Below are 18794 nucleotides of genomic sequence, written 5' to 3' on the forward strand. Positions count from 1 at the left end.
ATCAGGACATCGCAACTTCTGACGGTTCGGTCGCCGGACGTTCTTGTTCCGGTGTCTTCACTGGCGCAGTTCCGCGACAGCCCTGGCCGAAGTGTTCACCTTCCCAACGACCTACAATGGCAGCACCCATGGCATTACTCATGACGTTGGTAGCGGAACGACCCATATCGAGGAATGGATCCACACCCATTAGCAGGATCAGACCGGCTTCCGGAATGTTGAACTGGTTCAGGGTAGCGGCGATAACAACCATTGATGCACGCGGTACGCCCGCCATCCCTTTCGAGGTCAGCATCAGGATCAACAGCATGGTGATTTGCTCGCCCATGCTTAGTTCGATATTGCACGCCTGAGCAATAAATACGGTGGCAAAGGAGCAGTACGCCATCGAGCCGACCAGGTTAAAGGAGTAACCGATAGGCAGAACGAAACTGGCGATTTTTGAGGAAACGCCGAATTTTTCCAGTTTGTCCAGCGTGCCTGGGAAGGCGGCTTCAGAGCTGGAGGTGGTGAAGGCCAACAGTGCTGGTTCGAGGATTGATTTCGTTAAGCGCGCGATGCAAGGCCCGACGATCATGGTGGACAGACCGATCAGGATCGCCCACAGCATACCCAGCGTCAGGTAGAACTCACCCATAAAGATCCCGGCGCTGACCATTACTCCCAGACCACGTTCGGCAATCAGACCCGAGATAGCGGCAAACACGGTCAGTGGCGCAAACAGCATGACGTAGCCCGTCAGCTTCAGCATTACGTGCACCAGTGAGTCCAGAACCTTCACGATCGGCTCGGCTTTTTCACCAATCGCAGCCAGGCTGCAACCGAGGAAAATTGAGAAGACGACGATCTGCAGAATTTCGTTACGTGCCATCGCATCAACAATACTGGTTGGTACCGCGTGCGAGATAAATACTTTCAGCGTGAATGGTTCAGATTTAACGGCGGCAACGGCCCCGGCGTCATGCGGAACAAAGTTGATGCCAGCGCCTGGCTGGAAAATATTAACGATAACCAGGCCCAGCGCGATTGACAGCAGTGAGGCGCAAATAAACAGGAAGAAGGTTTTCGAAAATATACGTCCCAGCGTTTTGGCATCGCCCATTTTGGCAATACCCACAACCAGAGTTGAAATAACCAATGGCGCGATAATCATTTTCACCATGCGTAAGAATATGGTGGTAAAAATGGAAATATCTGCTGCATAAGATTTTGCCGTTTCAGCCGCGACCATATTATTTATGGCCACCCCGGCAATCATGCCGAGTATCAGACCTAATATGATCATCTTCGTTAAACTTATTTTCTTCATGTGTACTCCATCGGATAAAGGTTGGTAATTGGAATTGTGTAGGGCGGCGCGCACCTGAACCTGGACAGCAGTTCAGACGCACGCCTGTTGTGACCAACCGCATGAATAATTCGAAGCACTGTGATACAGCTGAATTCTGTGCTCCAATGGCTGTTATTGTGTTTTTTACTACAGGTCGAACTCAATACTTAATAATGGCGCGTGTTGCTGCGCACCATAAACATCATTGTCACCAATGTTGCCGGAGATAATATCGCGCGGCATGACAATTTTTACGGCATTTGCCGGGTCAAACCAGACAATATTATGAATAAAGTCAGGTTTGACATTATACAAACCAGCAATAAGTTGTGGCGTTAATTGTTCTGAACGCTTCACTCGCTGATAATCTTCACGGGTTTTAAATAAAATATCTAAAACCAGTTCGTACGGCCCGGCGTTTTTGGAACGAATGACTTGCGCCAGCGAACAAATTGAGTGTTTCATGCCTGAACTCCTTCTGGCGTCACCTGTTCAATATGGAAATCAAAACGCAGCGCATCGCTCGCTTCAATCAGGTGATAGATCGAGAACTCATACACCGGTCCACTCTGAATATCGGATGGCGAGAACGGGAAGGCGAGGTTGCCCGCGGTCGCAATGCGATTTTCATAACCGTAGTGCAGCAGGGTAGAGCGCACCAGCGAGCAAACGCTGTTGGCGATATCCTGCGTCGGCGCGACGACGTCCAGCAAAATCCCCAGTTCATGACCGGCGGTTTTCATCGGCTCATGGTTGCCCATCACACCGTTCTTACCGTACAGGTGGAACGTCATACGGATACTGTCGTCATTCAGCGAGAGATTACGCTTAACGCTGGCCTGTACCTCTTCGAGAATAGTGTCAATTCCGGCAATCATGATCGGGTCGCGCGTTCCGGCGATGGTCAGGCAGCGGAAGCCAACCTGACGTGCGCCTTCCAGTTTCAACGCATACGGCGTTTCTTCATGACGTGAACCGCTGACATACACTTCACCCTCGTTAACCTGGGTGAAGGTGCACGCTTTCAGGTTCAGCACGCCGCCTGGCCCCGGCAGGAAGTACGGATCGGACTTCTCATACAGGGTGTGCGCCGCCGCGGAAGTTTCAGTGAACTTACGCTTGGGATTGAACGCTTTCAGCGTAAAGCCGTTGTCGTCAATGATCCCCATCGCACAATCTGAGCCAGAGCCAGGGGTGGCGGCAATGGCGGCACACTCAAGGATCTTACCGCAATGAAGCGCCAGACCTTCATCAAAGCCCTGCATAATCGGCAGCGCGGCGAAGCAGGCCGGATCGTAGGCTCGTCCGCCCAGTACCACCTGCGCACCGGCTTGCAGCGCGCGCTGGAATGGCTCGACGCCCATCTGCGCGACAATGTAGGTGCTGTCTTCAATTGCCTCGTGAGTCAGTTCAGGCACAAAATCGAGCGCGGTGATTTTGCCGTTATCCAGCGCCTGATGAACGATTTCTTTGTCAACATCAGACGGGATGAGCGCCATGGAGAAGGACAGTTTTTCTTCCTGGGCAATCTCATGGATTATCTGGCGACACCACTCCAGATGCGGAGCGGCGCCTGAACCACCGGCCGTGCCAATCACTACCGGGATGTTGTTCTTAACGCCTGCTACGATCATATAGCGCAGATCGCGTTTCACTCCGGCCCTGTCGGTAAAAGGTTTACCCGCCCCCAGGTAGTGAGGGCCAGGATCGGAGGAACCTGCGTCAACAGCAATAAGATCCGGTGACTCTTCCATGGCTTTACGAAAACTCTCTTCCGGGAAGCCATAACCCAGGATAGCCGTAGGCGATAAGATCTTAAATGTGCGTGCCATCTCTTAATCCTTAGTTTGCAACAGCGCGATGGTGCGGTTCATTTCGTTAAACACGATGTTGAGACCTTCATCGAAACCCATACCTGGTTTGACCAGCATGCGCATAGGACGCGCAGCCAGCGCGACGTGTACGCAGGTGCGAGCACTGATTTCCGTTTCGTTACAGGTACCGCCCTGATAGGCTTCCATCGCGTGTTTGTTGCAATACAGCACTGCGTCAACGATGTTGTGAATACCGCCCAGATCCGGGGTTTTGATCTGCACCATGTGGCAACTGCCCGCGTCGGTGAAGTCCACGATGTCCTGATAGGTGTTACACCACTCATCCGCAACGATTTTCACGCCGGAACCCAGACGGGTCAGTTCTTTGGTAATGGCGGTTAACATGCGGATCTGATCCGGCTTGTTACCGGCATCCACCGGACCTTCAATGTACAGCGGCAGGCCCTGAGCTTCCGCTTCCAGGCTGGCGATGTATTCAGCGCAGCGCACCGGATCCATATCGAAGATCAGACCGATAGTGCCATAGACATCAATGTGCAGCGTCGGGTGATAACGCTCACTGGTGCGCAGGGTTAAGATGCGATTAGACAACCAGCGCACATACTCACGCAGCTTTTCACCTTTAAAGCCCAGCTTCTCTTCCACGTTGTTGATCAACGCGTGCGGCAGAACGTCCACGCCTTTAAGGATCATCTTGTCGACGGCGATATAACGGTCATCACCACTCTGACCAAATAATGGAATGGCTTCCGGGACGCATGGCAGTTGCCACTCGTCGCACACCACTTCAGTTTTCAGACGGCCGGTCGCCAGCGCCGCCGCGTCGAGCAGTGCCTGAGAAAGACCGTAACGGACGGCGGTATGCAGCAGATGGCCATCGATACGCAACTGATCAAAGAAGCGGGCGTTTGGCAGGAAAGCATCCACGTCACGGCCTTCCAGCAGCGGCTTGATATGATCGTTGAGGAAAGGAATAAAGTTTTCAGCCAGGAACAGCGGGTCGCGGCCGCCTGCGCCTGAATATTGCACCGCAGCACAATCGCCTACCGCCACTGCGCCGTTTTCCAGAACCAACTGCACAGAAACGCATTCACCCGCCTGGCGGACAGAGGTAAAGCCAGGCGTTACCGGAGAGCCGGTATAGATAAACCCGTCATGACCGGCACCGTTTTTGATGGCCTGCTGATCGTCAAAATAAAATGAGGAGTAGCCAGCGGTGAAAAGGGCCTGTTTAATTTTCATTATGGTCTTCCTATTAATTTACTGTGGGATACGGCGTTGATGTCATCAATGACCATCTGGAAAGAAGGTTTACGGCCTTCGAAATGCGCGCGCTCTGCGACGTAGTCGTGGTGCAGGGCGAGAATGTCTTTCGGCAGCGGAACAGCGCCGGCTTCGAGAATACGGATGGCGCCTGTGTTATCGCGTACCGGCAGAATCTTCCCGGCGTTACAGGCGGCAGGGGCGAAAGGCACATCCAGCACGCCAGCTTCAAAGGCCAGCACCGTACCGCGTGCAATATCGCCATTGCCGAGTTCAAAGACTTTTTTCAGCACCGCGCGGACTTCGCTCTTGATCAGCTCGACTTCCTGTTCCACGGCTGCGCACTGCGGGAATTTCTGGTCGCTGACCATGTTGAGCATCTGGCGTGATGCTTTAAGACCCTGAGCGTTAGCGGCCGCTGTTGGGATACCGAACGCTTCGTGCGGGCTTTTGGTGATCACTTTTGTTGCGCCCGACATACCGGCAACCGCTGCGCCCCAGGCGATAACGGAGAAGGCTTTCGCTTCATCTTCCGGGAATCCGCCCATCCACTGATGGAAAACGGTGCTCAGCTCGTAATCGTCGAAGCCGTGGTTATGGAAGTATTCGTGGGACAGCTCACGCAGCGCCTGAATAGCGGCGATATCCTGCGTCAGGCTACCGACCTGACCGTAGCCGACGGTGATTGACTTCACGCCCTGTTCCAGCGCCAGCAGACCTTCAATAATCGCAACCGAGTGGGACATAAATGGTGGGATCAGGGTGCCAGTCAGCGGACCAAACGGTTCGCGGTTGATGCGAATACCGTTCTCTTCATACAGACCCATCAGACGATCGCAGTACTGCCAGTCGCGGATGGATTTTTCCAGGGTGACGCGTTTGGCATAAGGGATGTTGTAAGAGATACCGCCGCCTTCGTAGCTGGTAAAGCCACTGGCCATGGCGATTTCTGCCAGCAGGCGCGCGTCCGGCGTACCGTGGCGAACCTGGATCGGTTTTTCCAGTGACTCAGTCATACGGCGGCAGGCAGCAACCCCGTGATTGACGACCGGTAAACCATTCAGCTTGGAAGTCCCTGCTTCGATGGATTTCTGGATCCCGACAGCGGCTTCTTCATAGCGGTTCAGACGGGTGTAGGCATCAATAGTACTTGGCAGGAGGTCGCACTCTTCCTGCAACGTTTTGAGCAGCGCAATATGCTCGTCCATTAACGCCACGCCTGCGCGCGGTTGGCTCAGGGTTCTACCTTCCTGATCGGCCTTCAGCAGGGCAAGGGAGAAGCGCTTTTTATCCGGAATTGATTGCTGGTACTTCACGCCATCTTCGAAGTTCTCAACGTCTTTACCGGTTTCCCAGGTTTGCAACACCTGATGCCTTTCGGTCATGAATTCGTCATGGGTCAATTTTTTATTTCGAAGTTCCATTCGTAGCTGCCTTTAGTTTTGTAGGGTTAAACACTGAATGCTGGTGCGAGCAGCGGCTTGCGGGTACAGCCTGGCGACATTTGCCAGTAGAGGGAGCAGGCCATTTGAATCGCGGTAATACTCAAACTGGTTCGGTAACAGAATTCTTTTACCCTGGTCGTCCAGCTCCCGGTATTTGAGCCAGTTATGGATATCGAACTGGCTGGCGCGAGAGAGCCATCCACCTGAACCGACGACTTTGCGTACGGTGGTGAGATCGCGACCCATCTGTAAATCCACGTTACCCACGCAGGTGCAAACCTGCTTTTTAGTGCCCGCGTGGCGCTCAGCGGCATAGCCCACGCATAAACCTGCCAGCAGAGTGTCGAAATATTTCTCCTCCTCGCTGAGTGGCAGGTAATCCGGCTGCCCAACCAAATGACGCAGGTAGCGGTAAAACGCTTCCTCGCGCTGCGGCTGTTGGGCGAAGATGACTTTCACCATTTCCTGTGTGCTTTCTCCCACCACGACGGCGGAAACGCGCATTCCCAGGTCGCCTTCAACGGTACGTTTGACGAAAGGTTCTGGAACGCCATGCAGGACGGTATCGGGGGAGAGGGTATTCGCGCTGGCCGAATAGACATCCGTGGTGGCTCCGCCCATATCAATCAGCATGAATTCCTTCCATGCGCTGTCGTAATCGCTAATGGCTTTGACTAACTCATATACCGTCCATGGCGTCGGCATTGGCTCTTCGCCTGTTTCACCGACAATGACATCCAGACCTTTGCCTTTCACAATGCGCGACAAAAACACATCACAAATCGCCTGGCGTGCGGCAAACGGATTCGGGTGATCGAGATCAGGCAGTATGTTGTCTACCGTGGTCAGATCCTTGTGTCCGAGAATCGTTTGTATTTCATCCTGAATGTCCCGGTTTCCTGCGTAGATAATGGCGCAATCCAGCTTCGAGTCTGCCAATGCACGCGCATTCGCCAGACCATAGCTTTCTTCTCCACCGTCTGTACCGCCGGTAAATAACAGGATGTCCGGTGGTGATGATTCCAGCTCCTGTATGTCATGACGGTTCAGCTTGTACGAATAATATTGCGCGATTTTCGCTCCTGCCGAATGGGCGGTAACTTTTGCCGATTCCAGCGTAATGGAAGGCACCAGCCCCATCGCTGCAACGGCGAGCCCACCTTTAGCCGAGGAGGAGTATTTCAACTGCACTTCACCACTTTTCAGTAACGGGCGAGCATCGGCAACATTCAGCACCTGATTCAGGCTGGCAAAAAAACCGTCTGCCAGATGATGTGTGGTGGTTGGGGTCAGGACATGGTTTACCAGGGTTAACTCCTCGCCTTCATGGGCGAAGAGGGCTGCCTTGGTCCAGGTCGAGCCGATATCGACAGAAACTGTTTGCATCAGATAGCCTCTTCCAGGCAACGCTGTTCGAGGCCATTGTGTTGGTGAATATCATTGGCGATAAGCGCGCAGACATCTTCCAGATCGTGGCTGGGGGCGAAGACGCGGTTAAATCCCATCTCTTTAAACTTCACTTCCACATCGGCGAAGTCATGTTTGCCTACAACCAGGTTGCCGCCGACGTACAGCAGAATGTCACCGAGTCCGCGTTCGATGCAGCGTTCACGTAACCCGAGGCAGTCGATGTCACCATGTCCGTAAATAGAGGACACCACGATGGCATCAGCGCCTGTTTCGATCGCGGCATCGATATATTCATCCTGACTCACCATCACCCCGAGGTTGATTACGTGAAAATCATGCGCAGTAAAAACGCGATCCAGAACTTTATTGCCTACTGCATGGCAGTCAGCACCGATAACGCCAATAACAAGTGTAGATTTTTTCATGGGTAATCCTCTGTAGGGCTGATGGTCAATAAGTGAAAATACTTTTCTAATATTCAGAGCTTGGATTGTGACAACCTTTTAATAGGGTTGGAGTTTCTGTGGAAGAGAAAAAGGAAGCAATTGATCTATTTTCAAAATATCCTGACAAAAATGATTGTTATATTTATTCTCATGAAAAAGTGTTTATAATCATGTTGTTACTATGTGTTGTTCGTTCTGGTTTTAATTTTTTAGAAAATCGAGTAATAAATAACTTGCCATGTTTGTGATCAAAATCTTATTTTGTTGGGCGCGTCATTCAGGTAACAATTTTAATAATTTCAAAAATTCCCTTCACTAAATAACTTGTGAACAACCTAACGGTTTTTTATTTATTAATCTTATATGTCACAATTATTCCTTTGTTAAATTTAGGATAAAAATGATAATGAATTGTTTGTGTCATATTTAATCTTTGCCACAGAAGCGAAGACGCGACGTGAACGATAACTTATGGTGATGACAAAAGTGACAGGCGGACTTTCTGGGCCAGAACGCTCAATGCAATGCGTTGACCAATGGGGAGCGTTTCCGCTTCCGGTTGAGATAGTTACATTACGGTGTTAATTATAAGTAAAAATAAAATGAATAATTTGTATGAAATAACTATTCCACGCCTTGCTAAACAAAAAACTGTGAGCTACCCAGCAATAGTGACTCTTTATCTGCTGGCAATTTTATTTGCCTGGTCGGTTAAAAGACCGTGTAGATTTAAATAAATATCCTATCATTTATAGTAACGACAAATACTCATTGAAAAACATGTTGTTAACATGGTGTTCACTAGTCCTCGTAGTGTTAAACACCATTAACAACAAATTTGAAAATTGATTTAAATCAAAGTTTAAAACTTGGAAAACATCGTCAAAAGAGGTTAAATTGCTGCAGATCAAATTGGTCTGAAAGTGGTAAATTAGCTATAAATTGATCACTATCGAAAAATGCAAATTTGTCTCGATAAAAACCTGTTTATTGTAAGGATTTTACGGCGTAATATAATTGCGGGATCAATTTGAGTGTTTTATTAACATGTTTGTAACCTTTCATCATTGTCTTTTCTTCAAATGAGAAGAATGAACGGCGGCGGAAGGAAGCAGATAAATTTGTATTGGGGCATGCGTGTGACCCTTTCTAACGGGGTTCACTCTCGGAGTCTTCATGCGATGAGCAAGGAGTCATGATGTTAGATATAGTCGAACTGTCGCGCTTACAGTTTGCCTTGACCGCGATGTACCACTTCCTGTTTGTGCCACTGACGCTCGGTATGGCGTTCTTGCTGGCCATTATGGAAACGGTCTACGTCCTTTCCGGCAAACAGATTTATAAAGATATGACCAAGTTCTGGGGCAAGTTGTTTGGTATCAACTTCGCTCTGGGTGTGGCTACCGGTCTGACCATGGAGTTCCAGTTCGGGACTAACTGGTCTTACTATTCCCACTATGTAGGGGATATTTTCGGTGCGCCGCTGGCTATCGAAGGTTTGATGGCCTTCTTCCTCGAATCCACCTTTGTAGGTCTGTTCTTCTTCGGTTGGGACCGTTTGGGTAAAGTCCAGCATATGTGCGTCACCTGGCTGGTGGCACTGGGTTCTAACCTGTCCGCATTGTGGATTCTGGTAGCGAACGGCTGGATGCAAAACCCAATCGCCGCGGATTTCAACTTCGAAACCATGCGTATGGAGATGCTGAGCTTCTCCGAACTGGTGCTCAACCCGGTTGCCCAGGTGAAATTTGTTCACACGGTGGCATCAGGGTATGTCACTGGCGCGATGTTCATTCTTGGCATCAGTGCTTATTACATGCTGAAAGGCCGTGACTTTGCGTTCGCAAAACGCTCCTTCGCGATTGCTGCCAGCTTTGGTATGGCGGCTGTGCTGTCTGTTATCGTGCTGGGTGATGAATCCGGTTACGAAATGGGCGACGTACAGAAAACTAAACTCGCCGCTATTGAAGCTGAGTGGGAAACTCAACCTGCTCCTGCTGCGTTTACCTTGTTCGGTATTCCCGACCAGGATAAACAAGAAAACAAATTTGCGATTCAAATTCCTTATGCGCTGGGCATCATTGCCACCCGCTCTGTTGATACACCGGTCATTGGTCTGAAAGACCTGATGGCGCAGCATGAAGAGCGTATCCGTAACGGGATGAAGGCGTATCAGCTGCTGGAAGAATTGCGTGCGGGGTCAACCGATCAGGCTGTTCGTGACCAGTTCAACAGCATGAAGAAAGATTTGGGTTATGGTCTGCTGCTGAAACGCTATACGGACAACGTCACCGACGCAACCGAAGCGCAAATTCAACAGGCAACGAAAGATTCTATCCCTCGCGTTGCGCCGCTGTATTTCGCTTTCCGTATCATGGTGGCGTGTGGCTTCTTGCTGCTGGCCATTATTGCGCTTTCCTTCTGGAGCGTCATTCGTAACCGCATCGGTGAGAAAAAATGGCTGCTGCGTGCCGCGCTGTACGGTATTCCACTGCCGTGGATTGCTGTAGAAGCTGGTTGGTTCGTCGCCGAATATGGCCGACAACCATGGGCAATCGGCGAAGTATTACCAACGGCGGTGGCAAACTCATCGTTGACAGTAGGCGATCTGCTGTTCTCCATGATCCTGATTTGTGGCCTGTATACCCTGTTCCTGGTGGCAGAATTGTTCTTAATGTTCAAGTTTGCACGCCTCGGCCCGAGCAGCCTGAAAACCGGTCGCTATCACTTTGAGCAGTCCAATGTGACTTCTCAGCCGGCACGCTAAGACAGGAGTCGTCAAATGATCGATTATGAAGTATTGCGTTTTGTCTGGTGGCTGTTGGTCGGCATTCTGCTGATTGGTTTTGCGGTCACTGATGGCTTCGACATGGGGGTGGGCATGCTCACCCGTTTCCTCGGTCGTAATGATACCGAGCGTCGAATTATGATTAACTCCATCGCCCCGCACTGGGACGGTAACCAGGTTTGGCTCATCACCGCGGGTGGCGCTCTGTTCGCTGCCTGGCCGATGGTGTATGCCGCTGCGTTCTCTGGTTTCTATGTGGCGATGGTTCTGGTACTGGCGTCTTTATTCTTCCGTCCGGTCGGTTTTGATTACCGTTCCAAGATTGAAGACACTCGTTGGCGTAACATGTGGGACTGGGGCATTTTCATTGGTAGCTTTGTTCCGCCGCTGGTAATTGGCGTGGCGTTCGGTAACCTGTTGCAGGGCGTACCGTTCCATATCGATGAGTACCTGCGTCTGTACTACACCGGTAACTTCTTCCAGCTGCTGAATCCGTTTGGTCTGCTGGCAGGTATCGTGAGCGTTGGTATGATCATCACCCAGGGCGCGACCTACCTGCAGATGCGTACGGTTGGTGAACTGCACCTGCGTACGCGTACCACCGCGCAGGTAGCGGCGCTGGTGACTCTGGTCTGCTTCGCGCTGGCCGGCGTGTGGGTGATTTACGGTATTGACGGTTATGTTGTGACCTCTGCAGTGGATCATCATGCCGCCTCTAACCCGCTGACCAAAGAAGTGGCGCGTGTTGCTGGCGCATGGATGGTGAACTTTAATAATGCACCTGTCCTGTGGCTGGTTCCTGCACTGGGCGTGGTTCTGCCGCTGTTGACCATCCTGACTTCTCGTATGGAGAAAGGGGCATGGGCGTTCGTCTTCTCCTCACTGACGTTAGCCTGCATCATCCTGACTGCCGGTATCGCAATGTTCCCGTTTGTGATGCCATCCAGCACCATGATGAACGCGAGTCTGACCATGTGGGATGCGACTTCCAGTCAGCTGACGCTGAACGTGATGACTTATGTGGCACTGGTGTTTGTACCGATCATTCTCATCTACACCACCTGGTGTTACTGGAAAATGTTTGGTCGCATCACCAAAGAAGATATTGAACGTAACACCCATTCTCTGTACTAAGTAAGGAGCTAAATATGTGGTATTTCGCATGGATTCTGGGAACGCTTCTTGCCTGTGCATTTGGGATAATCACAGCCCTGGCGCTTGAGCACGTTGAATCAGGCAAAGCCGGACAAGAAGAAAGCTGATGATCAACCTTATCGCGATGGTTTATGCGGTAATGGACAAGCGCCCCTTGCGGGCGCTTTCCTTTGTGCTGGCAATCGTGTTGGCTGGCTGCATATTCTGGGACCCGTCACGTTTCGCGGCCAAAACCAGTGAGCTTGAAATCTGGCATGGTTTTCTGCTGATGTGGGCTGTCTGCGCTGGCATCATTCACGGCGTTGGCTTTCGTCCTCGCGCGGTGCACTGGCAGGGCATCTTCTGCCCGCTGATCGCGGATATCGTCCTCGTTGTTGGTCTGATTTTCTTCTTCTTTTGAATAAGAAACATCCTTAAATATTTATGGGCTTGCATAAGCCCATAATTTTTTACTCTCCGTTTACTTTCCCCCATTCCAAAGCACCATTCCCGCGCGTATAGTAGCGAAGTTTGAAAGCACTAACCTTTTGTTGCATTACCGGGATGTACAGTGAAGACAGCGCGATATACAACGACATTCTTGATGCATCGCGGCGGCAAAAACGCGAGTCACCAGGCGCTTACCAGGGTAAGCAACGGGTGTGAGTGGACGAAGCCAACAAAGAGGCAGTAAGAATGAATAAGTATATGTTTCGATGGCCGGTTCGTGTCTACTATGAAGACACTGATGCCGGTGGGGTGGTTTACCACGCCAGCTACGTCGCTTTTTATGAAAGAGCACGCACAGAGATGCTGCGTCATCATCACTTCAGTCAGCAGGTGCTGCTGGCAGAGCGCGTAGCCTTTGTGGTGCGCAAGATGACTCTTGAGTATTTTGCGCCTGCGCGGCTCGACGATATGCTCGAAGTCCAAACCGAAATTACGTCAATGCGTGGCACCTCATTGGTTTTCACGCAACGCATTGTCAACGCAGAGAACACCGTGCTGAATGAAGCCGAAGTTCTGATTGTTTGCGTTGATCCACTCAAAATGAAGCCTCGTGCGCTTCCCAAGTCTATTGTCGCGGAGTTTAAGCAGTGACTGACATGAATATCCTTGATTTGTTCCTGAAGGCAAGCCTTCTGGTTAAACTTATCATGTTGATTTTGATTGGTTTCTCAATCGCATCCTGGGCCATTATTATCCAGCGGACCCGTATTCTGAATGCCGCTTCACGTGAAGCAGAAGCATTTGAAGACAAGTTCTGGTCTGGTATTGAGTTGTCACGCCTGTATCAGGAAAGTCAGGGGCGTCGTGATAATTTGGCGGGATCGGAACAAATTTTTTATAGCGGATTCAAAGAATTTGCGCGTTTGCACAGGGCCAATAGCCATGCGCCGGAAGCGGTCGTTGAGGGGGCATCCCGTGCGATGCGAATCTCGATGAACCGTGAACTGGAAACGCTGGAAACGCATATTCCATTCCTCGGCACCGTCGGCTCCATCAGTCCGTATATCGGTCTGTTCGGTACCGTTTGGGGGATCATGCACGCGTTTATCGCGCTGGGCGCGGTAAAACAGGCAACGTTGCAAATGGTCGCACCGGGTATCGCGGAAGCGTTGATTGCGACGGCTATCGGTCTGTTTGCGGCAATCCCGGCGGTTATGGCTTACAACCGACTGAATCAGCGCGTGAACAAGCTGGAACTGAATTACGACAACTTTATGGAAGAGTTTACCGCGATTCTGCACCGCCAGGCGTTTACCGTTAGCGAGAGCAACAAGGGGTAAGCCATGGCCAGAACGCGTGGACGAGGTCGTCGCGAACTTAAGTCCGAAATCAATATTGTACCGCTGCTCGACGTACTGCTGGTGCTGCTGCTGATCTTTATGGCAACCGCACCGATCATTACCCAGAGTGTGGAAGTCGATCTGCCGGATGCGACCGAATCGCAAGCCGTCAGCAGTAACGACGAACCTCCGGTCATTATTGAAGTTTCCGGTATTGGGCAATACAGCGTGGTGGTTGAAAAAGATCGTATGGATCAACTGCCGCCGGAGCAGGTTATTGCGGAAGCGAAAAGCCGCCTGCAGACCAATCCGAAAACGGTCTTTTTAATCGGTGGTGCGAAAGACGTGCCTTATGATGAAATAATTAAAGCGCTGAACTTGTTACACAGTGCAGGCGTGAAATCGGTTGGCTTGATGACGCAGCCAATCTGATGTCTGCGTATTGCTGGCTTGAAAGATAGCGCGTAACAGGCGAACAGTTTTTTGGGAACCGAGAGTGTCAAAGGCAACCGAACAAAACGACAAGCTCAAAAGGGCGATAATTATTTCAGCGGTGCTGCATGTCATTTTATTTGCAGCGCTTATCTGGAGTTCGTTCGATGAGCACATTGATGCTTCAGCCGGCGGCGGTGGCGGTTCGTCCATCGACGCCGTTATGGTTGATCCTGGCGCCGTTGTGCAACAGTACGACAGGCAGCAGCAACAGCAGGCAAGTGCGAAACGTGCAGAAGAGCAGCGTGAAAAACAGGCGCAGCAACAGGCTGAAGAACTTCGCGAGAAACAGGCCGCTGAGCAAGAGCGCCTGAAGCAGCTGGAAAAAGAACGTTTAGCCGCGCAGGAAAAAGTGCGCGAACAAGCGGAACAGCAGAAACAGGCTGAAGCTGCCGCCGCGAAAGCGCAAGAGCAGCAGAAACAGGCTGAAGAAGCTGCGGCGAAGGCTGCTGCAGACGCGAAGGCCAAGGCGGATGCACAGGCGAAACAAGCGGCAGATGCCGCGAAGAAAGCCGCTGCGGACGCACAGAAAAAAGCTGAGGCTGAAGCCGCTAAAGCCGCCGCTGATGCGAAGAAAGTTGCCGAAGCACAAGCCGCTAAGGCTGCCGCAGACGCCGCGAAGAAAGCCCAGGCTGAAGCCGCTAAGCAAGCTGCAGCAGAAAAAGCTGCCGCCGAAAAAGCAGAAAAAGCCGCTGCCGCAAAAGCAGCTGCTGCTGAAAAAGCGGCGGCTGAAAAGAAAGCCGCTGCGGAAAAAGCCGCTGCAGACAAGAAAGCTGCCGCTGACAAAGCTGCTGCTGACAAGAAAGCTGCGGCAGATAAAGCCGCTGCTGCGAAAAAAGCGGCTGCTGAGAAGGCCGCTGCGGCCTCGGGCGTTGACGACCTGTTGGGTGACTTAAGCTCCGGTAAGAATGCGCCGAAATCAGGTGGTGGAGCGAAAGGAAACGGTCAGCCGGCGAAAGATAGTGGTACAAGTGGTGCAAATGGCGGCGCATCTGGCGCTGATATCAGTGCTTACGCCTCTCAAATTCGTAATGCGATCCAGAGCCGTCTGTATGGTGCTGATTTGTATGCGGGCAAATCTTGCGTGCTACATATCAAGTTAGCACCCGATGGTCTGTTACTGGATGTGACCGAAGAGGGCGGCGATCCGGCATTGTGCCAGGCTGCGCTGACGGCTGCGAAAACAGCCAGAATTCCTAAACCGCCTAGCCAGGCTGTTTATGAAAAAGTAAAAGATGCCAAACTGGACTTTAAACTGTAATAACAACCCCTGAGAAATCGGGGGAAACAGTCTAAGGTTGAGACAGAGTTCTGGTAGTTTTGTGTATTTGAGTTTGTTAACATTCTGCTAAATTATCGTGGGCGTTCCGTCCAGATAAGGGAGATATGATGAAGCAGGCATTACGAGTAGCATTTGGTTTTCTGATGCTGTGGGCAGCAGTGCTGCATGCAGAAGTACGTATCGAGATCACCCAGGGGGTGGACTCGGCACGCCCGATTGGCGTTGTCCCATTCCAGTGGGCAGGGCCGGGTGCTGCACCTGAAGATATCGGTGGTATCGTAGGCGCTGACCTGCGTAACAGCGGTAAATTTAACCCATTAGACCGTTCTCGTCTGCCGCAGCAGCCGGGCACCGCGGCGGAAGTTCAACCTGCTGCATGGTCTGCGCTGGGTATTGATGCCGTCGTGGTCGGGCAGGTAACGCCGAATCCGGATGGCTCCTACAGCGTGGCTTATCAACTGGTTGATACCGGCGGCGCGCCGGGTACCGTACTGGCGCAGAACACCTATAAAGTGAACAAGCAATGGCTGCGTTACGCGGGCCATACAGCCAGTGACGAAGTATTTGAAAAACTGACCGGCATTAAGGGCGCATTCCGTACCCGTATCGCGTATGTTGTCCAGACCAACGGCGGTCAGTTCCCGTACGAATTACGCGTGTCCGACTACGATGGTTACAACCAGTTCGTGGTTCACCGTTCTCCGCAGCCGCTGATGTCTCCGGCGTGGTCTCCGGACGGTTCAAAACTGGCTTACGTGACCTTCGAAAGCGGTCGTTCTGCGCTGGTTATTCAGACGTTGTCTAATGGCGCTGTTCGTCAGGTCGCTTCTTTCCCGCGTCACAACGGCGCACCTGCGTTTTCTCCGGATGGCAGCAAACTGGCGTTTGCCCTGTCTAAAACCGGTAGCCTGAACCTGTATGTCATGGACATTGGCTCTGGTCAAATCCGTCAGGTGACGGATGGACGCAGCAACAACACTGAACCTACCTGGTTCCCGGACAGCCAGAATCTGGCCTTTACTTCTGACCAGGCCGGTCGTCCGCAGGTATACAAAGTTAACGTCAACGGCGGTGCTCCGCAGCGTATTACCTGGGAAGGTTCGCAAAACCAGGATGCGGATGTGAGCAGCGACGGTAAATTTATGGTAATGGTAAGCTCGGCCAACGGTCAGCAACACATTGCCAAACAAGATCTGGTAGCGGGTGGCGTACAAGTTCTGTCGTCAACGTTCCTGGATGAAACGCCAAGTCTGGCACCTAACGGCACTATGGTAATCTACAGCTCTTCTCAGGGGATGGGATCCGTGCTGAATTTGGTTTCTACAGATGGGCGTTTCAAAGCGCGTCTTCCGGCAACTGATGGTCAGGTTAAATTCCCTGCCTGGTCGCCGTATCTGTGATAATAAATAATTGATTAATAAAGGAATCATTGAAATGCAACTGAACAAAGTGCTGAAAGGGCTGATGATTGCTCTGCCTGTTATGGCTATTGCGGCATGTTCTTCTAACAAGAACGCCAGCAATGACGGCAGCGAAGGCATGCTGGGTGCCGGCACTGGTATGGATGCAAACGGCAGCGGCAACATGTCTTCTGAAGAGCAAGCGCGTCTTCAGATGCAGCAGCTGCAGCAGAACAACATCGTTTACTTCGATCTGGACAAGTACGATATCCGTTCTGACTTCGCTGCAATGCTGGATGCGCACGCTAACTTCCTGCGTAGCAACCCGTCTTACAAAGTCACCGTAGAAGGTCATGCGGACGAACGTGGTACTCCTGAGTACAACATTTCCCTGGGTGAGCGTCGTGCAAACGCCGTTAAGATGTACCTGCAGGGTAAAGGCGTTTCTGCTGACCAGATCTCCATCGTTTCTTACGGTAAAGAAAAACCTGCAGTACTGGGTCATGACGAAGCGGCTTACTCCAAAAACCGTCGTGCCGTACTGGTTTACTAAGAGAATTGCATGAGCAGTAACTTCAGACATCATTTGTTGAGTCTGTCGTTACTGGTTGGCATAGCGGCCCCCTGGGCCGCTTTTGCACAGGCGCCAATCAGTAGTGTCGGCTCAGGCTCGGTCGAAGACCGTGTCACTCAACTCGAGCGTATTTCTAACGCTCACAGTCAGCTTTTAACCCAACTCCAGCAACAACTCTCCGATAATCAGTCCGATATTGACTCTCTGCGTGGTCAAATTCAGGAAAATCAGTATCAACTGAATCAGGTTGTTGAACGTCAGAAACAGATATTGCTGCAGATGAATAATCTTGGCAGCGGTAGCGCGCCTGCGGCGCAGTCTGCGGGTGGGGATCAGAGCGGGGCGGCGACCCCTGCGCCTGATGCGGGGGCTGCGGCAACGTCAGGGGCTCCGGCACAAACTGGCGATGCGAATACCGATTACAATGCAGCAATCGCCCTGGTACAGGATAAATCCCGTCAGGATGACGCGATTGAAGCATTTCAGAACTTCATCAAAAAGTACCCGGACTCTACTTACCTGCCAAATGCCAATTATTGGCTGGGTCAGTTGAATTACAACAAGGGTAAAAAAGATGATGCCGCGTTCTATTTCGCTTCGGTAGTTAAAAACTTCCCAAAATCACCTAAGGCTGCAGACGCGATGTATAAAGTCGGCGTCATCATGCAGGACAAGGGCGACACAGCAAAAGCTAAAGCGGTTTATCAGCAGGTTATCACTAAATATCCTGGCACTGATGGCGCGAAACAAGCGCAAAAACGCCTTAACGCGATGTAATGACCACCATGCGACCAGAAATCGTGTTATTTCTGGTCGCGTCGTGTGATTCCTAAGCAGTTGAGTTATTTACCTCGAAATTTTTGTTGCGCTAAAATCTGAAATCAGTAATATATGCCGCCGTTGCCAAGGGATATCAAACAGCCTGAAAGCGGCGAAAAAAGTGGGTCGTTAGCTCAGTTGGTAGAGCAGTTGACTTTTAATCAATTGGTCGCAGGTTCGAATCCTGCACGACCCACCAATCGTTCTGGTGGAACGCGATAGTAAAACGTGAAGGATAACGTTGCGTAAGCAACGGCCCGTAGGGCGAGACGAAGTCGAGTCATCCTGCACGACCCACCACTAACTCAGTTAGTAAGTAGTATCCAGCGTAGTATCGGGTGATTAGCTCAGCTGGGAGAGCACCTCCCTTACAAGGAGGGGGTCGGCGGTTCGATCCCGTCATCACCCACCACTCGGGGCGTTAGCTCAGTTGGTAGAGCAGTTGACTTTTAATCAATTGGTCGCAGGTTCGAATCCTGCACGCCCCACCAACTTTAACATCGTACTCAGATGTTAAACGTGAAGGATAACGTTGCTTTAGCAACGGCCCGCCAGGGCGAGACTAAGTCGAGTCATCCTGCACGCCCCACCAATTCCTGGTGGTTCCGAGTAAAATTTTTTCAGGTGACATCCGAGCGGGTCGTTAGCTCAGTTGGTAGAGCAGTTGACTTTTAATCAATTGGTCGCAGGTTCGAATCCTGCACGACCCACCAATGTTTCTGGTGAAAGCGATAGTAAGCCGTGAAGGATAACGTTGCGTAAGCGACGGCCCGTAGGGCGAGGCGA

Annotated in this window: 18 protein-coding genes and 4 tRNA genes; 15 read left to right on the forward strand and 7 right to left on the reverse strand. The window is 51.4% G+C overall.

What is annotated here, in order from left to right; all coding sequences use genetic code 11:
- Position 1 precedes the first annotated feature (1 nt).
- The 7 genes from FOB24_RS09160 to glmS all read right to left on the reverse strand — a co-directional run bounded on the left by FOB24_RS09160 (position 2) and on the right by glmS (position 7708).
- Positions 2–1309 (reverse strand): dicarboxylate/amino acid:cation symporter, encoded by a 1308-nt coding sequence (locus FOB24_RS09160; protein WP_038638921.1) that lies wholly within the window; start codon positions 1307–1309, stop codon positions 2–4.
- A 168-nt stretch (positions 1310–1477) separates the two neighbouring features.
- A complete protein-coding gene (locus FOB24_RS09165; protein WP_006685446.1) occupies positions 1478–1795 on the reverse strand; it encodes a DUF4387 domain-containing protein in 318 nt (105 codons plus the stop codon).
- On the reverse strand, positions 1792–3162 hold the full coding sequence (locus FOB24_RS09170; RefSeq protein ID WP_038638923.1) for an acyclic terpene utilization AtuA family protein: 1371 nt from the start codon (positions 3160–3162) through the stop codon (positions 1792–1794). Before FOB24_RS09170 ends, FOB24_RS09165 begins: the two co-directional genes overlap by 4 nt.
- Positions 3163–3165: 3 nt before the next feature.
- On the reverse strand, positions 3166–4407 hold the full coding sequence (locus FOB24_RS09175) for a methylaspartate ammonia-lyase (RefSeq protein WP_038638925.1): 1242 nt from the start codon (positions 4405–4407) through the stop codon (positions 3166–3168).
- Entirely contained in the window at positions 4407–5852 is a 1446-nt protein-coding gene (locus tag FOB24_RS09180; RefSeq protein ID WP_038638927.1) for a methylaspartate mutase subunit E, read from the reverse strand. Before FOB24_RS09180 ends, FOB24_RS09175 begins: the two co-directional genes overlap by 1 nt.
- A 12-nt stretch (positions 5853–5864) precedes the next feature.
- Positions 5865–7259 carry a methylaspartate mutase accessory protein GlmL gene (gene glmL, locus FOB24_RS09185; protein ID WP_038638930.1) on the reverse strand — a complete coding sequence of 465 codons (1395 nt, stop codon included), beginning with the start codon at positions 7257–7259 and terminating at the stop codon, positions 5865–5867.
- Positions 7259–7708, reverse strand: coding sequence for a methylaspartate mutase subunit S (glmS, locus tag FOB24_RS09190; RefSeq protein WP_038638933.1), 450 nt, complete (start codon positions 7706–7708; stop codon positions 7259–7261). The genes glmL and glmS overlap by 1 nt, the downstream gene beginning before the upstream one ends.
- A gap of 1219 nt (positions 7709–8927) precedes the next feature.
- On the opposite strand from glmS, the gene cydA reads away from it, so the two are divergent.
- From cydA to FOB24_RS09265, 15 genes are all read left to right on the forward strand, one after another.
- Positions 8928–10496: a cytochrome ubiquinol oxidase subunit I gene (gene cydA, locus FOB24_RS09195; RefSeq protein WP_038638936.1), complete on the forward strand. Its 1569-nt coding sequence runs from the start codon at positions 8928–8930 to the stop codon at positions 10494–10496.
- A gap of 15 nt (positions 10497–10511) precedes the next feature.
- Complete coding sequence (gene cydB, locus FOB24_RS09200; protein WP_042309685.1) at positions 10512–11651, forward strand: cytochrome d ubiquinol oxidase subunit II; 1140 nt, start codon at positions 10512–10514, stop codon at positions 11649–11651.
- Positions 11652–11665: 14 nt separating this feature from the next.
- On the forward strand, positions 11666–11779 hold the full coding sequence (gene cydX, locus FOB24_RS09205; RefSeq protein WP_061381940.1) for a cytochrome bd-I oxidase subunit CydX: 114 nt from the start codon (positions 11666–11668) through the stop codon (positions 11777–11779).
- A complete protein-coding gene (gene ybgE / locus FOB24_RS09210; protein WP_038638940.1) occupies positions 11779–12072 on the forward strand; it encodes a cyd operon protein YbgE in 294 nt (97 codons plus the stop codon). Before cydX ends, ybgE begins: the two co-directional genes overlap by 1 nt.
- A gap of 275 nt (positions 12073–12347) precedes the next feature.
- Entirely contained in the window at positions 12348–12752 is a 405-nt protein-coding gene (gene ybgC, locus FOB24_RS09215; protein ID WP_003831439.1) for a tol-pal system-associated acyl-CoA thioesterase, read from the forward strand.
- A complete protein-coding gene (gene tolQ, locus FOB24_RS09220) occupies positions 12749–13441 on the forward strand; it encodes a Tol-Pal system protein TolQ (RefSeq protein ID WP_003022976.1) in 693 nt (230 codons plus the stop codon). Before ybgC ends, tolQ begins: the two co-directional genes overlap by 4 nt.
- A 3-nt stretch (positions 13442–13444) precedes the next feature.
- Entirely contained in the window at positions 13445–13873 is a 429-nt protein-coding gene (gene tolR / locus FOB24_RS09225) for a colicin uptake protein TolR (protein WP_003022978.1), read from the forward strand.
- 64 nt (positions 13874–13937) lie between these two features.
- A complete protein-coding gene (gene tolA / locus FOB24_RS09230; protein ID WP_038638946.1) occupies positions 13938–15194 on the forward strand; it encodes a cell envelope integrity protein TolA in 1257 nt (418 codons plus the stop codon).
- 128 nt (positions 15195–15322) lie between these two features.
- A complete protein-coding gene (gene tolB / locus FOB24_RS09235) occupies positions 15323–16615 on the forward strand; it encodes a Tol-Pal system beta propeller repeat protein TolB (RefSeq protein WP_038638949.1) in 1293 nt (430 codons plus the stop codon).
- Positions 16616–16649: 34 nt separating this feature from the next.
- Positions 16650–17168: a peptidoglycan-associated lipoprotein Pal gene (pal, locus tag FOB24_RS09240; RefSeq protein WP_006685431.1), complete on the forward strand. Its 519-nt coding sequence runs from the start codon at positions 16650–16652 to the stop codon at positions 17166–17168.
- Between the two features lie 9 nt (positions 17169–17177).
- Positions 17178–17966 (forward strand): cell division protein CpoB, encoded by a 789-nt coding sequence (gene cpoB / locus FOB24_RS09245; RefSeq protein WP_038638952.1) that lies wholly within the window; start codon positions 17178–17180, stop codon positions 17964–17966.
- Positions 17967–18131: 165 nt separating this feature from the next.
- Positions 18132–18207 (forward strand) — tRNA-Lys (locus tag FOB24_RS09250).
- A 137-nt stretch (positions 18208–18344) separates the two neighbouring features.
- Positions 18345–18420 (forward strand) — tRNA-Val (locus tag FOB24_RS09255).
- Between the two features lie 3 nt (positions 18421–18423).
- Positions 18424–18499, forward strand: a tRNA-Lys gene (locus FOB24_RS09260).
- A gap of 146 nt (positions 18500–18645) precedes the next feature.
- Positions 18646–18721: transfer RNA gene (locus FOB24_RS09265), tRNA-Lys, on the forward strand.
- Positions 18722–18794 lie beyond the last annotated feature (73 nt).

The organism is Citrobacter werkmanii (assembly GCF_008693645.1).
Taxonomy (GTDB): Bacteria; Pseudomonadota; Gammaproteobacteria; order Enterobacterales; family Enterobacteriaceae; genus Citrobacter; species Citrobacter werkmanii.